Source organism: Corynebacterium sp. sy017 (assembly GCF_017918135.1).
Lineage (GTDB): Bacteria > Actinomycetota > Actinomycetes > Mycobacteriales > Mycobacteriaceae > Corynebacterium.
This window is the reverse complement of record NZ_RZUE01000002.1, coordinates 249,470-271,152: the sequence shown is the minus strand read 5'-3', so window position 1 is coordinate 271,152 and position 21,683 is coordinate 249,470. Positions and strand designations below refer to the sequence as shown.

Here is a 21,683-nt window from a genome sequence, read left to right as displayed (position 1 = left end):
TCCTTACGTCATTGGCTTGTTTCTACTATTGTAAAGTTATGCCAGAGATCTCACTAGATACCCCTGAAGATTCTTGGCTTGACCATGCCGATAATCGCACGCAACGTGCCCAAAGCACTCGGGACATATGGCGAGAATCTCTTGCTTTTCCGCTGCGATGGATCAAAAAGTTCTTCAGGTTCCTGGGCACAACCCCAGGTAAAATGACAAGTTTTGTCGTCGTATCTAGTATTGCGGTGCTCATTGCCGGGTTATTGATGTCACAAGCCTCTGCCCAACGACGAGCCGATCTCGGCGTACTGATCAGCAGCACTGAGCCAGTTTCTGCAATGAGCCACGACCTCTACACTGCGCTTTCCCTTGCCGATACTCAAGCAACAGTTGGCTTCGTGCGCTCTGGGGCAGATAGTGAACAAAACCGCCAACAGTATTACGCGGCATATCAACAAGCCACCCGTGCGGCAATACGCACTGCTGCTGGCTTATCCGAAGCTGATCCCGAAACAATGAATAAAGTGGTACGGATCAACGAGCTATTACCCACATATGCTGGTTTGGTCGAGACAGCATGGGCAAATAATCGCCAAGGCAACCCCGTTGGCGCAGCTTATATGTCGGAAGCCAATGCGCTTATGCGCAAAGAAATACTCCCGACGGCAGACCAACTCTACGCGATAACCTCTAGGCAGGTCGTCGAACAGCAACGGAACTTAGCAGTGCCATTGTGGGTGCCGCTTTCTGTTTTGTTCATTGCCTTGCTCATTTTGGTTGCTGTGCAAGTGTGGTTAGCAAAAGCGACACATCGACGGCTTAATCGCGGCTTTTTATTTGCCACAATTTTAATGGTCAGCGCTACGCTGTGGGTGTCTACGGCTAATATCCTGACCTGGCAAGCTGGTAATCAAGCCTATGAACAGGCAGCTGTTCCGCTTAATCAGCTCGTCAGTGCGCGAGTTATGGCCCAGCAAGCGCGCACCAATGAAACCATTGCCCTGGTGCATCGGCAGTCGCAAATCTCAAGCACAGTGACTTTTAGCTCGGCACATCATGCAGTATCCAAAGCATTGGATACTTTCGACGCCTCCCAAGTGGCAAAGGATTCCACTCACACAGATACTGCCAGAGACACCTTGGCGCAGTGGCAACAAGCCCACGACAGTCTCCTCGAGGCTTTGAGTGTGGGTGACTACGACACAGCGCTACCTTTGGCTGTGGGTGACTCTACCTCCGAAGGGAATGAGAGTTTTAAGAAACTTGATACGGAATTAGAAGTGCTCATCGACGACGCTCGCCAGAGTATGCGCGCTCATATCGCCCGCGGGGTAAGTGCATCTAGTTTTATCAGCATCGTGGTATTGGTGCTGTCGATACTATCCGTACTAGCCCTATGGTTAGGAATCCGAGCACGACTGTTGGAGTATTTATGATGAAAAAAACAATGTGTCTCGGTGCTATCGGACTAGTGTTCCTACTCACTAGCTGCGCTAGTGCAGATCAATTCCGGTTTGAGGATGAACACACAACACCAAGCGCTTATGTGCCTTTGCCTGATGGCGTTACCTTAGAAAAAGCCGATGGGGTCGCGCACGAACCTAATGAAACCACTAATCTTCTTGGCTCTCTTGCCCCGGATGAGCGTCGTCCGCAGGAACGTGTCCCAGAGATTATGCGCCGAGGCAGACTGATTGTTGGTGTAGATCAGTCCCAATACTTGCTGGGATACCGTGATCCTGCCTCTGGAGAAATTTTGGGCTTTGAGGCAGATATTGCCCGGGAGATAGCGCGAGATATCTTTGGTGATCCAAGCAAAGTAGAGTTCCGGTTCGTCGACAGTTCTTCTTGGGTCGAAGTCTTAGAAAGCAATCAAGTCGATTGCATTATCCGCAATATCTCCATCACCAGACAACGCCAAGACCAGGTGTTTTTCTCCACAGCCTATCTCACCGCGCAAACACGACTCCTAGTGCCAGCCAGATCTGAGGTAGAAACAATCGACGACCTTGCAGGGAAAACCGCCTGCGTCACCGACAAATCCACCTCTTTACAAAGCGCTAAAGCATACGCACCACACACCAATCTGCTAGTCGCTAACTCCGACTCTGATTGCTTGGTCAGCTTGCAACAATCCCAAGCAGACGCCCTGATCTCCGATGACATCACCCTCTCTGGAATCGCAGCCCAAGACCCCTTTACCCGAATCACCAACAGCACAATTGGCGAGGAACACTATGGCATTGCCTTCGCCAAACCAGGAGTACGCCACAATACCGACGGGCTCATCCGGCAAGTAAATAGCACTCTAGAACGTATTTTCTCCGATGGAACCTGGTATGAGCTCTATGACCAATGGCTTGGCGCATACTTACCCACCCAACAACCACCAGCACTGAACTACCGCAGCGAAAGGACGGTGCGCAACTAATGCCTATCCCAGACAATGAACACACCCAAGCAGCCTTCTATGATCCTTTCGCCAACGACCATGAACAGGTCACTACTGATCGCACCTACTCAAATGCCGACCCGGACATCGCAGCACTCATCAAAGGGCTCGATAACCTGCCCTATACTGAAGAAACTGGTGCCGTTGCCTTTGATCCTTTTGCTGACGACGAAGACGAAAACGACCAAGACTATGCACAACAAATAGGAAATCGCGCCCGCGAGGAAGCCCTCTCTACTTTCCGCCAACGACGTGGCACCAGCCGAAGCGCCCGCCCTGTTGCCAATGGCATGGTCAGCCTGCCATTCATCCCACTAATCCCCGAAGACTTAGCGCTGAAAAACCCCACAGACAACTCTGAGGTAGAACCACCTATTTTGCACCCTGGCGATATTGTTGCCGAGCAATATGAAATTGTTGGTGTCATTGCCCACGGCGGCATGGGCTGGATTTACCTTGGCACCGATCGTAATGTATCCGGTCGCATGGTCGTACTCAAAGGAATGATCGACAAAAATAATAGCCACGACTATGGTGCCGCCGAAGCAGAGCGGGAGTTCCTGGCAGATATTACCCACCCCGGGATTGTCAAAAGCTACAACTTTATCGACGATCCTCGCATACCTGGCGGACTCATCGTCATGGAATACGTACCAGGCCCCTCACTACGCGCCCTCAAGAAACAACAGGAAACCGGGCGTTTTGCCATTGACATTGCCATTGGCTACATCCTAGAGGTACTGCCTGCCCTCGACTACTTACACTCCCGTGGTGTGGTCTACAACGACCTCAAACCAGACAATATCATTGCCACAGAAAACCAAGTCAAACTCATCGACCTGGGCGCAGTATCTGGTATTGGCGCTTATGGGTTTATCTACGGCACAAAAGGATTCCAAGCACCGGAAGTAGCCACGCATGGCCCGTCGGTGGCAAGTGATATTTACACTGTGGGGCGCACCCTTGCTGCACTCACCATTCACCTGCCCGTCGAAAATGGCGCATACTCCACCAAACTTCCCACCCCCGATGAAGAACCACTCTTTGCCCAATATGTGTCTTTTCATCGCTTATTGCGCCGCGCCACTGAAGAAGATCCGCACAAACGCTTCAGTAGTATAAAGGAATTAGAGACTCAGCTCTACGGGGTGCTGCGTGAGTTCCTTGCCGTGCGCGATGGCAAACAATTCCCAGCACAGTATTCGCTATTCTCCCCACAGCGTTCCACCTACGGCACCAAGCACGCAGTTTTCCACACAGATCAGCTGCTCGACGGCATTGAGCGCTCAGTGAAAATGACCCCCACCGAGATTATCACCGCACTGCCTGTGCCACTACTTGATCGTGATGACCCAGGCGCAGTTCTCATCTCTGGATTCTCCTACACTGAGCCTTCAGAAGCCTTAGAGACAATGCGCCAAGCAATGACCCAAGACAAGTTCCGTGACTCAAAGGAAATCCCACTTGGTGTAGTACGCTCCCTGATCGACCTAGGCTTTACCGACGAAGCTCGCTCCTGGTTGGACACTCTCGAACCACAATTGGGATCTGATTGGCGCTACCAGTGGTATGCCGGCATTACAGCACTGTTACTTGAGGATTATCTGAGTGCTCAAGCGAACTTTAATCAGGTGTTCTCGGTACTGCCTGGGGAGTCCGCACCAAAACTGGCGCGTGCTGCGGTATCTGAGTTGATTTTGCAGCAGCTTGGTTTGGCAGATAAACCACAACTGTCCCCAGATGCGGCTATTGCAGCGGTGCGTTTAGATTTCCATTCACCGGGTGGTATGTGGAATCATTTGTCCACTGAGCCAGAAACCCTACGCTATAAGGGAATCTATCTCTACTCGCTCATCTGGGCGACAAATCCCGCCACAGTGTCCTCTGCGTTCGGGTTGGCGCGAATGCTCATGGCGGAAAACCAGGTGGAGTTGGCGGTACAAGCACTCGACCAAGTGCCCCAATCATCACGACATCACCGCATGGCACAGCTCACAGCGATTTTGCATTTGCTGTCTCAGGATCTTACTGAGTCGCGAATCCGTCGAGCCGCGAGGCGACTAGAGAAAATCCCCACCAATGAGCCCAGGTTCCAACAAATTCGCATTGCCGTGCTCAATGCCGGTTTAACCTGGTTGCATGAGACTGGATTGCCGGCCGCTGCTGCCTCAGGCGGGTTATTTGGGTTTGCTTTTACTCGCGATGGGCTACGCACCGGACTGTATGAGTCTTTGCGATCTCTCGCCCGGGCAACCCCGCACCCATTTCACCGTTATCAGCTCGTCGATATGGCAAACCAAGTCCGCCCTACGACGTGGTTCTAGCCAGTTTCTTCGCATACCTGGCAATAGCAAGCTCTTCGTTGGTAGGAACCACAAAAACTTTGATCTGAGATTTATCCGTAGAAATCTCTCGAGGACCTTTTGCCTTGGCTGCATTGCGCTCAGGGTCGAGCTGAATACCAAAGTTTTCTAAGTCAGCCAGTGCGTCGGCACGCACAAACTTATCATTCTCACCCACACCAGCGGTGAATGTGATGGCGTCGATACGCCCCAATGCCACCAAATAAGAACCAATAAACCTACGCAACTGGTGAATATAGATGTTGTAGGCAAGCCAAGCGTCACCATTTTCCTCCTCAATCATGGCGCGCAAGGTACGGAAATCATTAACCCCCGCAATGCCTTTAACCCCGGAGCGTTTGTTGAGTAGGGTGTCGATGTCATCAATGCTCATACCGTTGCGGTACAGGTGGAAAATAATGCCAGGGTCAATGTCGCCAGAGCGAGTACCCATCGCCAACCCTGCCAGTGGTGTCATCCCCATTGAGGTATCCACTGGTTTGCCATGCCGAATCGCCGCAGCTGAGGCACCATTACCCAAATGCAAGGTAATCTGATTCACCCGATCTGGATCCTTGCCCAACAAAGCAGGAACCTGCTGCGACACATACTCGTGACTAGTGCCGTGGAATCCATAACGGCGAATACCTTGCTCCGCCGCCACCTCACTATCGACGGCATACAATGCCGCAGCCGGTGGCAAGTTAAAAAAGAATCCCGTATCAAATACCGCCACATGAGGAACATCCGGCAAAAGTGCGCGAGCCACCTCGATACCTGAGATATTGGCAGGATTATGCAAGGGTGCCAATGGGATAAGACCACGAATCCACTCAACAATCTCATCCGTGATGATTTCCGGCTGGGAAAAAACTTGCCCACCATGCACCACCCGATGCCCTACTGCCTCGAGCTCTACCTCGCCAAGACCACAACCATGCTCATCCATAAGCCCAAATGCCAGATCCAACCCCACCCGATGATCGGCAATAGGCGCACACTTCTCATAGTCTTTTCCAGCAAAACTCAAGCTCACCCTGCCCTCTTGCTCACCAATGCGCTCGACTAAACCAACCGCATAAGGGGCAGCTGTGGCATCCTGATCAGGGTCGACAAGCTGAAACTTAATCGACGAGGAACCCGAATTCAACACAAGAATCAACGACATTATGCTTGTTCCTTAGCCTGAATAGCAGTAACAGCAACAGTATTGACAATATCGTCCACAGTAGCACCACGAGACAAATCATTAACCGGCTTATTCAACCCCTGCAAAATCGGCCCCACAGCCAAAGCACCAGCACTACGCTGCACCGCCTTATAGGTGATATTTCCCGCATCCAAGTCCGGGAAAATAAACACATTCGCCTGCCCCGCTACTGAAGAGTTTGGCATCTTCTTCTGCGCCACCGACGCCACCACCGCAGCGTCGAACTGCAATGGACCATCGACCGCCACCGAACCATCAAGCTCCTGTGCCCTAGCCACCGCTTGCGCCACCCGATCCACATCCGGACCACTGCCAGACGTACCCGTGGAATAGGACAACATAGCAACTTTAGGATCAAGCCCAAACTGTGCCGCTGTCCGCGCCGACACGACGGCCATCTCAGCCAATTGCTCCGGTGTCGGATTCGGGTTAACCGCACAGTCGCCAAAAGCCCAAAGTTTGCCCTGCATAACCATCAAGAAAATCGACGACACCACCGACGCCTCAGGCTTAGTCTTAATAATCTGAAAACTAGGCTTAATGGTGTGCGCCGTAGTATGGGCTGCACCAGAAACCATGCCGTCGGCAAGCCCATTGTGCACCATCATGGTTGCATAGTAGGAGATATCTGCCATCGTTTCGCGAGCCTGCTCGACAGTCACCCCCTTTGCCTTGCGCAACTGCGCAAATTGCTGCGCAAACTCCTCACGCTGTGGATCAGTCGCCGGATCCTTGAGTACAGCCGCAGAAATATCCAACTCCAACTCCACAGCGCGCGCCTGTATCTGCTCTGGCACACCCAAAATAGTCAGCTGGCAAATCCCCCTACTCAAGAGTTTGTCAGCAGCAATTAAAATGCGATCATCGTCGCCTTCAGGCAACACAATATGCGCCTGCTTAGTTTTAGCTTGGCGCAACAACCACGCCTCAAAAACCTCCGCGCTTATCACTGGCTCAAACTCTTGAGTAGGCAGAGTCTGACTACCTGCGGTTTCCTCAGTGAAAAATGCCGCTAGATACGCCCCAATCTTCTCGACCTCCTCGCGAACAAGATCCTCACGCACACCTGCGCCACTGAGCACAAACATGGGCACGCCCAATGCTGCGGCTAGACGTGCGTCGAAAGTAATGCTACCCGTGCCCAGGAACAAGACTCCCGACTCCGGCACACCCGCCAAAGCCTCAGCTACTGAGGAAACCTCGCCTAGGTCATGGATGGACAATCCTAATTGTTGCGCAAAATGCGCGCTATCAAAACTATCGAAATTGCAACCAATGCTGCTCACCAATGCAGAGTGTGCCACCAGCAGATTCCTTCCTGGTTCAGGGGCAAATACACTTACCAGTGTACTGCAGGCAGTCCTTTGCTAGATGGGCAAAAACGCGTAAAGTAAATGAGTAAAAAATTTTCCCTACTCAAAGGAATGACGACTATCTATGACTACTCCATTGCGCGTCGCCGTCATCGGCGCAGGGCCTGCCGGTATTTACGCTTCCGACCTACTGATCAAATCCGACGTCGACGTCAGCATTGACCTATTCGAGCGCATGCCAGCTCCATTCGGACTGATCCGCTATGGCGTAGCCCCAGACCATCCCCGCATCAAAGGCATCGTCAAATCCCTACACACAGTGCTCGACAAACCCCAACTGCGCCTCATTGGCAATGTGAATGTCGGCACAGACATCAGTGTCGAAGAGCTCAAAGAATACTACGACGCCATCATCTTCTCCACCGGCGCCACCGGCGACCGCGACCTAGGCATCCCAGGCCAAGACCTCCAAGGCTCCCACGGTGCCGGCGAATTCGTCGGCTTCTACGACGGCAACCCAGACTTTAGCCGCGACTGGGATCTCTCCGCGCGCCAAGTTGCCGTCGTAGGTGTAGGAAATGTTGGACTCGACGTCGCCCGTATCCTTGCCAAAACCGGCGAAGAACTCCACGTCACCGAAATTCCCGACAACGTGTACGAAACACTCAAAACCAACCAAGCCACAGAAGTACACGTATTCGGGCGCCGCGGACCAGCCCAAGCAAAATTCACCCCACTCGAACTCAAAGAACTCGACCACTCACCCACCATTGAAGTCGTAGTCAACCCAGAAGACATCGACTACGACGCCGCCTCCGAACAAGCACGCCGCGACTCCAAATCCCAAGACCTCGTGTGCCAAACCCTCGAAAACTACGCAATCCGAGAACCCAAAGGCGCACCACACAAACTCTACATCCACTTCTTTGAGTCACCAGTAGAAATCCTTGGCGACGACGGCAAAGTCGTGGGCATCCGCACCGAACGCACCGAACTCACCGGCGACGGCAACGTACGCGGCACCGGAAAATACACCGACTGGGAAGTCCAAGCAGTCTACCGTGCCGTCGGCTACCGCTCCGACGCCATCACCGACATCCCCTTCGACGAACAACGCGCCGTCATCCCCAACGACGGCGGCCACGTCCTCGACCACACCGGCGCCATCATCCCTGGACTCTACGCAACCGGCTGGATCAAACGCGGCCCAGTAGGACTAATCGGAAACACCAAATCCGACGCCAAAGAAACCACAGAAATGCTCCTCAACGACTGGACAACCGGAGCCCTCACCCCAGCACACCACCGCGACGACAACGCAATCCTTGAGTTACTCAAAGAACGCGGCATCACCACCACCAACTGGGACGGCTGGTACAAACTCGACGCAGCAGAACGCGCCCTTGGCGAAGCCGAAGGACGCGAACGCAAGAAAATCGTTGAGTGGGAAGAAATGCTCACCCACGCTAAAGCGACTGAGCACTAAGCCGCGCCTGGGCACTAGCCTGGGCTGTGGTTTCCGCAGTAGACAACGCCACAGTTACTGAAGGAAATACGCGAATATCCGACTCAGGCACACTCAGCGCACCTACCGCGGCGTGATAACTCACCTGACCACGCCGCGCCACACTCACACTAGCACCCGGAGAAATCAACGTGGTGTCCAACGGCAACCCCAAAATAGCGCGCGCATGCAACTCAAACTGACTGAAGCGTTGCGACGCCAACGTCACCACTGCCCGATCATGAGGCTGGGTAGCCGCACCAGAGAAATAGACATCGTCGCCAGAAACATAAAGCTCAACACCAATAACACCTCGACCCCCCAAGGCATTACTGACCCGAGCAGCCACCGAGCGCGCATTTTCCAGCGCCTGAGCAGACAAGGCAATAGGTTGCCACGCCCGAGTGTCCTCCACGCCAATTGGCTCGCAAAACCACGTCGCTAACTTTCCAGTCGCAGGATCAATCGACCGAGCCACCAAAAGCACAACCTGCTGCCCACACACACTTTCCACCACAACACGCTGCCCCTGCCATGCCGCAGCCACCTCAGACTCACTCGACACCACCACATAGCCACGACCAGTGGTGTGCGTCGAAGGTTTAACCACACAAGGGTAGCCGACCTGGCCAATCGCCACCTCAAACTCAGCGAACGACGACGCAACCTCGCACATCGGGATCGGCAACCCCAGCTTCTTGCGCGCCAAACGCAGCATCTGCTCCCTACTGAAAGAAAACTCGAGTGCCCCTACTGAAGGAACCAGACCCTGCAACTGCTCCAGCCCCGCAATATCAGACAGCGGCAGAATATAATCCGGATCGAATTCATCACAAAGAGCTCGCACATCTTGCGGGTCTTCTTCCACATGAACATGCGCTCCTAGCGCGCTAAAGGCGTTGGTAAGCTCTCCAGTGAACTCACCAACGCCAAGGACCAGCACGCGAGCTGCAGCTGCATCCACAGAATTTTCCATAGAACTACTGAGCGAAAATCTTGGTTACTTCGTCGATGCTGTTTTGCGCGTTGAGTGGAATCAACTTCTCAATCTCTTCAGTAACTGAGGAGATTTGCTCCTGAAGTTGCTTAACCTGTGGATCGTTGTTCATTAGCCACTCGTTAGCCGCAGCAGTGTCGTCTTGGAAATTACGCATTGGTGTGTGCGCTTCAGTAGAGTTAGGGAGCTGGAAACGCTCATTGACCTGACCATCTGGAATTCCATAAGCCTTTTCGATTGCCACGTCAGCTGGCTGGGAACGACCTACGAGTCCCAATACTGTCATGGATGTAACACCAAGCGCTTCGCCTGTGTTTGGATCGAAAGTCACACCACCAGAGTCACCTGGGCGCACCTCGCCCAAGTACCACAGTCCATTGCTGGTGCGCAGAACCTGAGTGCCACAAGTACGACCAGTGGTTTGTCCATCCTTGCAAATTGGCTTACCAAATTCATCGAATGATACTTCGCCTGGCTTGAGGTCAGGATAATCACGGACACTGGTAAGCTCTACTGGCTGCCCTTGAGAGTTACCGAACTGATCCTTTGAGTCAGCAATGCGAGTGGCATTCACTCCGTCGATAAGCACGATTGTGCCCCAGTCGTCTCCGTTGAGGACGGCTTCTACATTCTCATTGTCAGTGTTCAGGACTGGCGCGCCATGCTCACGGGTGCCGATGAGCTTATCGCCCTCATGAGTTGGCACATAAACCTCAGGCTGCATCGACATCTCACCATCAACGCCCCACACACAGTGACCTGCAGTGATGAGCACGTCACGCTTGGTTCCATCAGGCATGGTCACAGTACCTGGCACGCCCTGGGAGCAAGAGGCAGCGGAAAGCTGCGGTGGCATATTCTTGAGTGGAGAATCCTCTTCGATAACTGGGCGAATACGCATCGGCGCACCCGGAGCGATTTCTGCAGCATTAGCTACTACTGGAGAAAAAACCGCAGCTGAAGCTAATAGCAGCGATGCTTTACGACGAATCTTCATGAGAAACCTTTCAGTAGGGAATAATCATCTTCCACAGTACATTACTGAAGAATATCGTTCAGAACAATCGTTTGATCGCGACCAGGCCCAACACCAATGTAAGAGATTCGACACCCGGAGAGCTCCTCAAGCCTACGCACATACTGCTGCGCTTTCTCCGGCAAATCAGCAAATTCCTTACAGTCGGAAATGTCCTCATCCCACGCCGGCATAGTCTCAAAAATAGGAGTGGCGTGATGGAACTCGGATTGAGTCAATGGCATCTCGTCGTAACGCTGCCCGTCGACGTCATACGCAACACAAATTGGAATCTCCCCAATACCAGTGAGTACGTCGAGTTTCGTGAGGAACAAATCAGTAAACCCATTCACTCGCGAAGCATAACGAGCAATCACAGAATCATACCAGCCACAACGACGCTTACGCCCAGTATTCACACCGACCTCACCACCAGTAGTCTGCAAATACTCACCCCACTTGTCGAAAAGCTCCGTAGGAAACGGACCAGCACCAACGCGAGTGGTATAAGCCTTGATGATCCCCAAAGAACTCGTAATACGCGTCGGACCAACACCCGCACCCACACACGCACCACCAGTAGTGGGATTAGAACTCGTCACAAAAGGATACGTGCCATGATCAACATCAAGCATCGTTGCCTGACCACCCTCCATGAGAACGTGCTTACCCTCGTCGAGAGCACGATTGAGCACATACTCAGCATCAATCACCATCGGGCGCAAACGATCAGCATAAGACAGAAAATACTGCACAGTCTCTTCGACATCAATCGCCTGACGATTATACATCTTCACCAAAATCTGATTCTTCACATCCAAAGCCGAAGAAATCTTCTGACGCAAAATCGACTCATCAAAAATATCCTGCACCCGCAACCCCACACGCGACACCTTATCCGCATAAGCCGGACCAATACCACGACCAGTAGTACCAATTGCGCGCTTACCCAAGAAACGCTCCTGAACCCGATCCAAAACCTGATGATACGGCGCGACCAAATGCGCATTCGCCGAAATACGCAACCGCGACGCATCCGCCCCCCTCGCCTGCAAACCATCAATCTCAGCAAACAACGCCTCAAGATTGATTACCACACCATTACCCAACACCGGAACCGCATTCTCCGACAACACACCCGCAGGCAACAACTTCAACTCATACTTCTCGCCACCAACCACAACAGTATGACCAGCATTATTACCACCATTCGGCTTGACCACATAATCCACAAGCCCACCCAAAATATCAGTAGCCTTGCCCTTGCCTTCATCGCCCCACTGCGCGCCAACAATCACAATTGCAGCCATCGAAACACGTCCTATCCCATCCAAACTTAAAAGACGATTAATCATTCTACAGTGCACTAAGCTAAAGTCCATGCGCCTGGTACTACTGCACTGCGGGGCGCCGAAAGGCGCCGCCCCTACTCAAGAGTTTGAGAGCTTTGAGTTACCCCAGATTCCGACTCAAAAACAACTCAAATTTCTCGAAGCTATCTGCAAAGAAATGCTACCGACTGATCCCACCCCAACACTGGAAGAGATTATGCAGCAGCCAAATGTTGCTCACATGGGTGCACCTGTACGCGCGCCACAGTGCCCTACTGAAGAGTTACGCATCATTGTTTCTGGCACGGATGCCTCACTGTCTACAGTACTAACTCGATTAATGCGTTCAGACACTATGTGGGCATCTGTGGCATATCTCCCTACTGAAAAGTCTGTTGCAGCAAAAAACTGGGGTCTGCCTGTTGATTCTCTTGAGTCGTTACTTAACCTCGCAGTCTCAGGAGAGATTAAACCAGTACCAGTTATCAGGGATGACTCTGCCCATGTAGTAGCTGGCCACGCAATCATTGAGCAGTGGGAAAATCGTGAGTTTACTGGAGAGATTATTCTCGACGACGCCACGCTACTTAATCATCAAGCACGAAAACGAACTCCACAGTATGGCAAATTCGGCGCAAAACTTGTCCCCATGATCGATGCACCAGGTTTGATAGCTGGAGTGATGAACACATCTAGCGTTTCCCGTCGTTCATTATGGGGTCGTGTTTTACCAAAGTCTTCAGTAGAGAAGGAGTCAGTGCATACCGGACGCGCCCTCCAGGCAGGGGGCGTGGCGATTCGTGTGTCGATCGATGGCGTTGCGCGGACTCGTCCGGTGGGTCGGGTTACGTTTTATCGGCATCTTCGTGATGCCCAGATTGTTCGCCCGTAGTGTTGAGTAGGTTACTGCCGCTGTATTGCAGTACCGGGTGTTCGTTTGTGTATTCTATGTTGCGAATTTTGTCGCGCCAGATTGCCTTTCCTTGTTTGTAATAAATTTCAGCTCTCCCTTGAGTGATAAGTTTGTGGTGTTCTCTGCAGACCATCACAAGGTTGTTGATGTCTGTGTTTCCTCCTTTGTGCCATTCGTATATGTGATGTGCTTCCAGCATTCGCGCTTGGCGGTAGCATCCAGGGCCTGCGCAAAGTATTTGTTGTGCCGCGAGTGCTAATCGCTGGTCGATGTGGGCACTGCGGATAATTCGCCCCATGTATAGTGGTTGTTTTTCGTCGTCGAGCACGCTGATGAATCCGTGTGGTGCGAGTGTTTCGTTCACTGCGCGGTGTATGGTTCCGTCAGTTACTGCATAGGTGCCGTCGTTAAGTTGCCCGTCTAATCCGATCTGGTTGAGCGTTACGACGATATGTGGTTGGAGTGCACTGTCGCCATTTGTTTTTCCTTGAGTAAGGAGGTTGAGAAACACTTCTCCTCGTATTTGCGCACGCGTATGTGTTTCTTGGGCGCGAAAGGCTTGTTCGGTTTCGCGTTCTAGGAGATCGAGAAATGGGCGGATTCGGTCTGCATCTGCGCGCGCAATGATGTGGATTTGGTTGTCGGCATCCGGTTGCGAAATATGGACACTGTTGCAAGGACGATATATGCTGCGGGCATTAAGCGTGGAAACTCGGTGTCGACAGTGCGCGTCGATTGCGTTATATGTCGCAATGTTATGCGCCGCCTGTGTCAGTTCCAGCCTCAATTCGTGCTTACCGACGCCCACGTCAGCCTGTAGTTTTGCTACGTGCTTGTCGATGAGCAGTAGTACGTCCAGGCTCAACCCTTGGGCAGAATCTATTGCTTTCCTGAGAAAATCCAACTCCTCAGTAGGGAGGTCTTTGGTGGGGTTGAAGAGCCGCCTACCTAGCCGTACGATGGCACGCAATTTTCTTGAGTCCATTTTCCAGCGGTTGATGATTTCTGGGGCTTTAGAAAAGTGCTCATGTGCTTGGCGCACGAAAGTAATGCCGTTGCTATTGAGTGCGTCGAATACATTGAACAGTTCCATGCGCATGACAGTAGCTGCGGTGCGTGACCTACTCAAGAGAATGTTCGCGATTCTGTGGATAAGTCCATGCGCGGCTGGAGTTTTCCACAGTTTAGTTGTGCCAGAGTTCAGGTGGGTAGGCAGGTTGTTGGGTGGTAGGTGATAATACTGCTACTGCTGATTCGCGGGACATTCCGCATATTTGCAGTAGGTCTACAATGATTGAGCGTGATTGGGCGAGGATGACTTGTGCTGAGAGAACTTTATGCGCTGCTACGTCGAGGCTACAGCGTGCGCCAAGATATCGGAGGTTGCGGGTGAGTTCTGGGATTTCTACAGCTTCGAGCACTTCGCCTGGGCGTAGGAAGAGGTCGTGGAGGCGGGTTACTATTTCGGAGAGTTCTTCGATTATGTCGATTTGTTCTTCAGTAACGGTGTCGCCGTCTTGGACGAGTACCTGGGCGCGTCTGGCGAGTACACGGGTGTTTCTGATGGAGTTGTCTACGGGCACGAGGATTCGGATGAGTGATTTTACGCGTCGTCGTGATGCCCAGAGTAGTGGGGAGACTTTGGTGTCTTCTTCTCCTGATTTTGCAGCATCGAGCATGGCGTTGATATTTCCTTGGGAGCCGCGTACTTGGCGGATGGCTTCGCCGATGAGGTCACCGTCGTTGGTTTTTAGCCCTTGGGCGACGTCGGCAAGCACTGTGGAGGAAATCTGTAGCACTTTTGCTACTTCGCGACGCCCTCCTGCTAGAGGCGAATGGGGTATGAGTGCCATGACGACGATTCCTACGCCACATCCGACAAGGGCATCGATGACACGATTGACGCTATCCTCCGAGCCTGGGGGCATGATTGTTGCGATCAGGATGGTACCGATGGCTACCTGATTCATCAGTAGCTGAGCATTAGAAAGGAAGTTTGCTACCAGTAAGGCGAGAAAAACAGTAAGGCCGAGTTGCCAGTGTCCGGTGCCGATCGTCATGATGATGATATCACCGAGAGCAACTCCCATGGAGCAACCAATGCTGAGTTCAATTGCGCGTTTAATGCGCGCACCTGAGCTAAGCCCAAGGATAATAATTGCCGCCATGGGAGCAAAGAAAGGTCGAGCGTGCCCTAAGATGTCAGTGGCTACCCAAAAGGCAATGCCAGCTGCCAGGGCGCTTTGCAGGATAGAGACGAGATTGTAACGCACCCTGCGTACTCGGGATTGGAGCGTTTTGTCCCAACCCCGCAGATACGAGTAGGTACGAGATATCTGTCCTTTACTGCGCATTACTTGGCGGTGCTCTTTCCTACGCTGTGCAGGTCTTGGCATGCTTCGATAACACGCTCGGACATGCTTTGTTCTGCTTTCTTCATGTATGAGCGTGGGTCGTAGACTTTCTTGTTGCCTACTTCGCCATCTACTTTGAGCACGCCGTCGTAGTTGCTGAACATATGGGCAGCAATTGGGCGACTAAATGCGTATTGGGTGTCTGTGTCGACATTCATCTTGATGACGCCATAACGCAATGCTTCCTCGATTTTTTCTTTTTCAGAGCCTGAACCACCGTGGAATACGAAGTCGAATGGTAGCGCACTCTCGTCCAATCCGAGTTTTTGGCGCGCTACTTTTTGCCCCTCTAGCAGCACTTCTGGACGCAACTTCACATTTCCTGGCTTGTAAACGCCGTGCACATTGCCGAAAGTTGCTGCAAGTAGATAGCGCCCCTTCTCCCCCGTGCCGATTGCGTCGATAGTCTTCTCAAAGTCTTCAGTAGAAGTGTAAAGGTTTGCCCCTGCCTTGGCTTCTACGCCATCTTCCTCGCCACCGACGACGCCGATCTCAACCTCCAAGATGATGTGTGCTTTGCGGGCTTTCTCTAGTAGCTCCTGGGCAATCACGAGGTTTTCGTCGATAGGGATAGCGGAACCATCCCACATATGTGACTGGAATAATGGCAGCTCGCCACGATCGACGCGCTCTTGAGACACTGCAATGAGTGGGCGAACGTAGTCGTCAAGCACCTCTTTTTGACAGTGATCAGTGTGCAGTGCGACGTTGATGTCATAGGCTTTTGCTGCCTCGTGCGCAAAAGCAGCCAGAGCAAGTGCACCGCGTACTTTGTTTTTCACTGCAAGGCCTGAACCAAACTCAGCACCACCGGTGGAGAACTGTATGATACCGTCGGACTCCGCTTCGGCAAAACCTTTGAGTGCAGCGTTGATGGTTTCAGATGAAGTACAGTTAATCGCTGGGAATGCAAAACCGCTGTTTTTTGCGCGATCAAGCATCTCATTGTAGACCTCAGGGGTAGCAATAGGCATAGTTTCCTCCAAGTGGGTTATGTTGAACTACTACTTCCCATTATGCCCGATTATGCCAAACTCTTCAGTAGAGGCGTGCGGCTGCCTCCAAGAGCATCCAACCCGATAGCTGCACCGAAAGATCGCGACCTTCAATGCGTACTACGCGTACGAGGTCACTGAGTGCCGAGCCGCCGATTCCATAGTTGTGGGGCAGGCTGGCGTCGTCGGTCCAGTCAGCGGCAAAAACAGGTAATCCATCTACTTCAACTCGGTGACTCCAAACGCTTTTTGCCGAGGCCAATACTATCTTTCTGGCGGTTTTTCTCGCTTGTTGATTGACTTCGTGATCGTGTGGAAGTCGGATAGCTGCGTCTGCAAGGTAGCGTACGAGAATTCCCTTAAAGAGTCCGCCATCACCGTGCCCGGCTTCGGAATTGAGCACTCCTTGGGGTGATGTCATTGTTTTCGCCACAGCGGCAATCACAGATCGCACATGGGCAAAGTAGGTGGCTGCTTCTTCGTAATAACCGTCTTCACGCAAAGCAAGAGCAATTTCCAAGCATGCACCAATCACAACGCCTTGGCAGTAGGTGTACGTTTGTTTTGCTAACTCTGGGCCGTGCATACTCATGCGCATGCCGTCGATGATTAGTCCTTTGTCATCAACGAGATTGTCAAAGATCCAATCGACCAGCTCCCGCGCTTGGGTTATTTTTCCACGTCGAGCAAGCATAATTGCCACAGGCCCATTGGTGGGCACATTGTAAAATGTTTCACCGACTCGCCACGGCATTACTCCGACGTCAGGATCTTTGCCCTCAATGATATTGCTCTCTAGTTGGCGCTGGTATTTCTTCGGCGCACTGCCATTGTGTGCGCGGTCAATCGCTAGGGCTAACCAGGCTTTATCGTCATAGTAACTATTGACAGTCAGGGAGCGGAATTGGCGCAAACGAATACCATTGATGGTTTCTTGGAGGCGCTTTTTGCGTACAGGAGTACCACGTCGCGTAGCTGCGTCGACGAGGCAGTCAAGATAATGCGCTTGCCACCAATAATGCCAGCGGTAGAAGAGCTTTTCGCGTAAATGGGACGGCCACGCGACAACTGCTAAGTTAGTGTGCGGAATACCCCACAGCGGCCGCGCATGACGTTCATTGATAGCTGATTCTGCGAGGTCAGCGCGATGCGCCCAAATTTCCTTCACTCTTTCTCACTCTCTCCTACCATGCTTGAGTCAAGTCAGCGTGTTGCCGAATCCATGTGTGCATTGCTATTCCTGCGGCCACACCCGCATTGATTGATCTGGTTGAACCAAACTGAGCAATAGAACAAGTGAGCATGGAGTGTTCTTGTGCAGCGGCACTAATTCCCGGCCCTTCTTGTCCAAAGAGCAGCAAACAACGCTCAGGTAGAGTTGCCGTCTCTATAGGTACACTACCAGGGGTGTTATCAATTGCAACCACAGAAAGCCCATGCTCATGCGCCCAGTGGATAACGGAGGGAGTATCTTCGTGATGCTGGAGCCTCTGGTACCGGTCAGTGACCATAGCACCACGCCGATTCCATCGACGCCGCCCCACAATATGCACAGTGTCTACGGCGAACGCATTGGCAGTACGTACCACCGTGCCTATATTGGCGTCATTCTCAAAGTTCTCAATGGCAATATGCAATGCATGGCGACGCGTATCTATGTCTTGGATAATCGCCTCTCTGCGCCAATAGCGATAGTGATCCACCACATTGCGTCGATCGCCTTGTGCCAATAGCTCAGGATCATATTTTTCTTCAGTAGGTAGTGGCTGCCCTGGGTATTGCACTTCCCACGCTGCAACTCCATGCTGACCTTGACCCCACTCAGTCGGTCCTGGTGCGGTATCCGATTCTTTCTCCTGGCCCATCGTGTTATGCCAAACCTAGATCAGAAAGACTCAACAAAAAGCGGTATTCCAGACCTTGAGCAGCGATGACCTCGTCTGCCCCTGTGGCACGATCTACCACTGTTGCCACGCCAACGACCTGAGCTCCCGCTTCACGCAAAGCCTCCACTGCGGTCAGCGGCGAATTGCCAGTAGTGGTGGTATCTTCTACCACCAGCACTTTTTTCCCACTCACATCTGGACCTTCGATCCTGCGCTGCATACCATGTTTCTTTGCTTCTTTGCGCACTACGAACGCGTCGATATCGCGCCCTTGAGAGTGCATGATCGCGGTGGCTACTGGATCTGCCCCAAGCGTAAGCCCACCGACGGCAACAAAATCCCAATCAGCGCATAGTTGGCGCAACAACTCACCAATAAGACGAGAGGCACGATGATGCAAGGTCACCCGGCGTAAATCCACATAATAATCTGCTTCTTTTCCGGAGGATAAGGTGACTTTTCCGTGCACCACTGCTAGTTCTTTTACCAGTGCGGCAAGCTCTTGTTTTTTATCTTGGTCAATCATTATATTCTCCATATTCTTTATTCTTCGGGGCTCGCGTCATGGAAAATGTGCGAGTCTCCAACTTGTTTCCTTAAGATCTTAGTGCCTTGGCGCGTGTCTCTATCCTGAGAGTTTTTTCCATGCGCAATCGCTTGTACTTCATCAGCGCCCACCTCGCGCAATTCCATGATTCCTCGATTTTGTGCCTTGGCGCGTTTGGGTAATGTGACTGGTTCATCTTGCGCCACAATGCGTAATAATTCTGGCAACTCTTCTTCGGTATAGTCATCCCCCTCGGCACTAAGCGGAGGTGCAGGAAGAGGCCTCGTTGGGGTGTGCTCAGCAAAGTTAATGGCTGGGAAAGCACCACTTTTAGCTGGTAGTACCAGGGCGGCGTCGGCAAGCAGTTGTAGTTGGGGGATGGTTTCGTCCCAGTCTTGCGCGGTAGCGGTGCGCTCAAGTTGAGCTAGAACCCAATCATTTTCCCACCATAGAGCCTGAACTGCGTCAGGCATATGCTGACAGGCATGAACGATTCTGCTATCCATCATTCTTTCTGTGGCACCTTGATTACTGCTGGCAAAACTAAAACCGTGAACATCACTTAGTGGGGTGAGGTCAGTGCAGGCATCCCGGAACTCAATGTCTGGTTTTTGCGCACAAATAACTACCTCTGAGCTAGCACTTCGACGCATTGCCATCACTAAAACCCCGGCTATATCCACAAAGTAGAACTCGTGGTCAGCGATATTTGTGCTGATAAGATCTCGAATGACGCCACCCGACGCAGCTGCACCACGCGTCCATTCGTCTTCCAGGAATGGATCTTGTTTGGTGAACTCATAGCCATGATGCTGCGCCCAGGTTTTGCGCTCTTTTTTCCCTGTACTAAGGAGTTTTGTGCGGAATCCTCCAGCGGTTGCTTTCTCTTTTGCCGCAGCTGATGGTGTTTCCTCGGGCTGAGCTCGTTCTAAGGTGAGGTCATCGCCTTCGATGTAGTCATAATGGGGTTCGCTTTGGGCTGGTTGTGGCGTAGCGCTAGGAGCATTTTTACGCGCATAATCAGCGTAGAGCAGTGCCCCGCCAAGGAGTGCGAATAAAGCTGCGAAAAGAAAAAGCATAGTCATACCCTAGCGCGCTAGCGCGACATTGTTATTTTGCCGCCCCTAGCTGGAAGAATCTAATCTCCGGTTTCTACTGGATTACGCGGATCGGCGCTCCACTGCGACCAGCCACCAATATAGTGGCGTGGGGTACCCAGGCCTGCGATATTCATTGCCGCGATGACTTGCGCAGAGTGGTTTCCAGAACCTGAGTAGATTATGGCATTGTCGACGTCGGCAGCAGTGTTGATCCCGGCTTGACTAAAGAGTTCCTGCAATTGCGCCGCACTCTTAAATGTGCCATCTGCGTTGAGAACACTGCGCGTGGAGATATTGACAGCACTTGGAATATGCCCTGCTTTGAGGTCGAGAAACTCTTTTCGCCCAGCAAAGCGATTGGGCTCGCGAGCGTCGATAAGCAAACCGGTATGGGCTTTTACTTCCTCAATTGTTGCCACTGGCAAGTGCCCACCTGTGGCAAGCACTTCGCGGTAACCAGGAAGGTTACCTGGGCCACCCAGAGTTTCTTCGCCGAGGGCTTCCCAGGCTTTTTGCCCACCGTCGAGAATGAATACGCGAGAAAGCCCTACCCACTTGAATATCCACCATGCTCTAGCTGCAAAAAGTCCGTGATGGTCGTCGTAAACAATGATGTCACGATCAGCACTAATGCCCCATTTTGAGAACCACTTGTTGAGAAGGTTGAGGTTTGGGAGTGGATTGCGCCCATTTTCGGAGCTAGGCAAGCCGGATAATGCGGCGGCTGTGTCACAGAATAACGCTGTAGGAATATGATCCGAGCAGAATTGAGAATAGCCGTCACGCCCGTTGCGGTACCACATTGCGGCAAGAATCGTCTGCTTTTTACCTGATTGTATGCGCTCAGATAACTCTTTGGCACTGATGGTAATACTCATACTCCCAGTCTAAAGCCTTGCGACGAAGTCCGCTGGATAAAGCCTTGGGAGAATAAACATTGAATACTTATTTTTGCCCTAGAATATAATTTCATGTTTTCGCACTCCACTAAAGCACATACAATGTTCGTCTTCATGGATGAATCAGGTGATTTGCAATTTACCCCTAAAGGGAAACAACATTTCATTCTGAGCGCTGTATGCACAATCACACCAGAAAAATCAGCAGCTGCTATGCAAAAATTAAAATATGATCTTCTAGCTAGCGGCAGCAAAGACCTTCATTTTCATGCAACAGAAAATAGCAAAGGAACACGTCGGCGAGTTGCTGATGTAATTTCTTCTCTCGATAACATACGCATACACAGTATTTGGATTGATAAGGCATACACTCAACCAGATTTACAAGAGGAAGTAACACTGCTCAAATTATTTGGACAAAATATGGGACAGTGGGTGTATAACGCTATAGCCGATAAATGCAACCGAATAATTTTAATCTTTGATTCAGTTCTTACTGGCAAAAAGCAAAAGGCTTTAGAGAAGCAACTTAAAATAGCATTAGCTCCCTTACAAAAAGAGATACGCATTCTCTTTCACCCAGTAAAGCAAGATCTAAATGGTCAGATTGCTGATTATTACTCTTGGGCTCTTTTTCGCTCACTAGAAAGCAATGACCATGAGATGAAGAATAATTTATACTCAGGTGCATCCGAATGGGATACTTTCGATCTATTTAAGGACGTTGATAATCGCTTTTGGAATAGATAAAATGACCTCCTCACCTACCAGCAT

General features: G+C 51.7%; 20 protein-coding genes. 7 read left to right on the top strand and 13 right to left on the bottom strand.

All coding sequences use genetic code 11. From position 1 onward, the window contains the following. The first annotated feature begins 38 nt into the window (after window positions 1-38). The 3 genes from EML15_RS04700 to EML15_RS04690 are packed head-to-tail and all read left to right on the top strand — an operon-like array spanning window position 39 to window position 4,767. On the top strand, window positions 39-1,427 hold the full coding sequence (locus EML15_RS04700; protein WP_144273703.1) for a phenol hydroxylase: 1,389 nt from the start codon (window positions 39-41) through the stop codon (window positions 1,425-1,427). Beyond that, a complete protein-coding gene (locus EML15_RS04695; protein ID WP_168195008.1) occupies window positions 1,424-2,422 on the top strand; it encodes a glutamate ABC transporter substrate-binding protein in 999 nt (332 codons plus the stop codon). Before EML15_RS04700 ends, EML15_RS04695 begins: the two co-directional genes overlap by 4 nt. Further along, a complete protein-coding gene (locus EML15_RS04690) occupies window positions 2,422-4,767 on the top strand; it encodes a serine/threonine protein kinase (RefSeq protein ID WP_185967198.1) in 2,346 nt (781 codons plus the stop codon). The genes EML15_RS04695 and EML15_RS04690 overlap by 1 nt, the downstream gene beginning before the upstream one ends. Here EML15_RS04690 and EML15_RS04685 read toward each other — a convergent pair. Next, complete coding sequence (locus tag EML15_RS04685; protein WP_144273700.1) at window positions 4,751-5,953, bottom strand: acetate kinase; 1,203 nt, start codon at window positions 5,951-5,953, stop codon at window positions 4,751-4,753. The genes EML15_RS04690 and EML15_RS04685 overlap by 17 nt on opposite strands. Next, window positions 5,953-7,299, bottom strand: a complete 1,347-nt coding sequence (pta, locus tag EML15_RS04680) for a phosphate acetyltransferase (protein WP_144273699.1) — start codon at window positions 7,297-7,299, stop codon at window positions 5,953-5,955. The genes EML15_RS04685 and pta overlap by 1 nt, the downstream gene beginning before the upstream one ends. A 90-nt stretch (window positions 7,300-7,389) precedes the next feature. Between pta and EML15_RS10130 the strand changes: the two genes are divergently transcribed. Both EML15_RS10130 and EML15_RS04675 read left to right on the top strand, forming a co-directional pair. Further along, on the top strand, window positions 7,390-7,530 hold the full coding sequence (locus tag EML15_RS10130) for a hypothetical protein (protein ID WP_246847025.1): 141 nt from the start codon (window positions 7,390-7,392) through the stop codon (window positions 7,528-7,530). Then, window positions 7,481-8,794 (top strand): FAD-dependent oxidoreductase, encoded by a 1,314-nt coding sequence (locus EML15_RS04675; RefSeq protein ID WP_255455989.1) that lies wholly within the window; start codon window positions 7,481-7,483, stop codon window positions 8,792-8,794. Before EML15_RS10130 ends, EML15_RS04675 begins: the two co-directional genes overlap by 50 nt. Here EML15_RS04675 and EML15_RS04670 read toward each other — a convergent pair. The 3 genes from EML15_RS04670 to EML15_RS04660 are packed head-to-tail and all read right to left on the bottom strand — an operon-like array spanning window position 8,775 to window position 12,134. Next, window positions 8,775-9,788 carry an ATP-grasp domain-containing protein gene (locus tag EML15_RS04670; RefSeq protein ID WP_144273697.1) on the bottom strand — a complete coding sequence of 338 codons (1,014 nt, stop codon included), beginning with the start codon at window positions 9,786-9,788 and terminating at the stop codon, window positions 8,775-8,777. The genes EML15_RS04675 and EML15_RS04670 overlap by 20 nt on opposite strands. Window positions 9,789-9,792: 4 nt before the next feature. After that, entirely contained in the window at window positions 9,793-10,806 is a 1,014-nt protein-coding gene (locus EML15_RS04665) for a hypothetical protein (protein WP_144273696.1), read from the bottom strand. A 41-nt stretch (window positions 10,807-10,847) separates the two neighbouring features. Then, window positions 10,848-12,134: an adenylosuccinate synthase gene (locus EML15_RS04660; RefSeq protein ID WP_144274130.1), complete on the bottom strand. Its 1,287-nt coding sequence runs from the start codon at window positions 12,132-12,134 to the stop codon at window positions 10,848-10,850. 70 nt (window positions 12,135-12,204) lie between these two features. Here EML15_RS04660 and EML15_RS04655 point away from each other — a divergent pair, with 70 nt between their 5' ends. Then, entirely contained in the window at window positions 12,205-13,047 is an 843-nt protein-coding gene (locus EML15_RS04655) for a hypothetical protein (protein ID WP_144273695.1), read from the top strand. Here EML15_RS04655 and EML15_RS04650 read toward each other — a convergent pair. The 8 genes from EML15_RS04650 to EML15_RS04615 all read right to left on the bottom strand — a co-directional run bounded on the left by EML15_RS04650 (window position 13,001) and on the right by EML15_RS04615 (window position 20,888). Continuing rightward, window positions 13,001-14,161, bottom strand: coding sequence for an HNH endonuclease signature motif containing protein (locus EML15_RS04650; RefSeq protein WP_185967174.1), 1,161 nt, complete (start codon window positions 14,159-14,161; stop codon window positions 13,001-13,003). The two genes, EML15_RS04655 and EML15_RS04650, sit on opposite strands and share 47 nt — an antisense overlap. Before the next feature lie 91 nt (window positions 14,162-14,252). Continuing rightward, complete coding sequence (locus EML15_RS04645; RefSeq protein ID WP_144274128.1) at window positions 14,253-15,422, bottom strand: FUSC family protein; 1,170 nt, start codon at window positions 15,420-15,422, stop codon at window positions 14,253-14,255. Beyond that, window positions 15,422-16,456 carry a class II fructose-bisphosphate aldolase gene (fbaA, locus tag EML15_RS04640; RefSeq protein WP_144273693.1) on the bottom strand — a complete coding sequence of 345 codons (1,035 nt, stop codon included), beginning with the start codon at window positions 16,454-16,456 and terminating at the stop codon, window positions 15,422-15,424. Before fbaA ends, EML15_RS04645 begins: the two co-directional genes overlap by 1 nt. 64 nt (window positions 16,457-16,520) lie before the next feature. Then, window positions 16,521-17,645 carry a glycoside hydrolase family 76 protein gene (locus EML15_RS04635; RefSeq protein WP_144273692.1) on the bottom strand — a complete coding sequence of 375 codons (1,125 nt, stop codon included), beginning with the start codon at window positions 17,643-17,645 and terminating at the stop codon, window positions 16,521-16,523. A 16-nt stretch (window positions 17,646-17,661) separates the two neighbouring features. Beyond that, window positions 17,662-18,342 carry a TrmH family RNA methyltransferase gene (locus tag EML15_RS04630; RefSeq protein WP_144273691.1) on the bottom strand — a complete coding sequence of 227 codons (681 nt, stop codon included), beginning with the start codon at window positions 18,340-18,342 and terminating at the stop codon, window positions 17,662-17,664. A 4-nt stretch (window positions 18,343-18,346) separates the two neighbouring features. Then, the gene (pyrE, locus tag EML15_RS04625) at window positions 18,347-18,901 is read right to left on the bottom strand and encodes an orotate phosphoribosyltransferase (protein ID WP_144273690.1); all 555 of its coding nucleotides are present in this window, start codon (window positions 18,899-18,901) and stop codon (window positions 18,347-18,349) included. Between the two features lie 5 nt (window positions 18,902-18,906). Beyond that, window positions 18,907-19,995 (bottom strand): hypothetical protein, encoded by a 1,089-nt coding sequence (locus EML15_RS04620; protein ID WP_144273689.1) that lies wholly within the window; start codon window positions 19,993-19,995, stop codon window positions 18,907-18,909. A 53-nt stretch (window positions 19,996-20,048) separates the two neighbouring features. Next, window positions 20,049-20,888, bottom strand: a complete 840-nt coding sequence (locus EML15_RS04615; RefSeq protein ID WP_144273688.1) for a sulfurtransferase — start codon at window positions 20,886-20,888, stop codon at window positions 20,049-20,051. A 135-nt stretch (window positions 20,889-21,023) separates the two neighbouring features. On the opposite strand from EML15_RS04615, the gene EML15_RS04610 reads away from it, so the two are divergent. Beyond that, window positions 21,024-21,659, top strand: a complete 636-nt coding sequence (locus EML15_RS04610; RefSeq protein ID WP_246846931.1) for a DUF3800 domain-containing protein — start codon at window positions 21,024-21,026, stop codon at window positions 21,657-21,659. The last annotated feature ends 24 nt before the right edge of the window (window positions 21,660-21,683 follow it).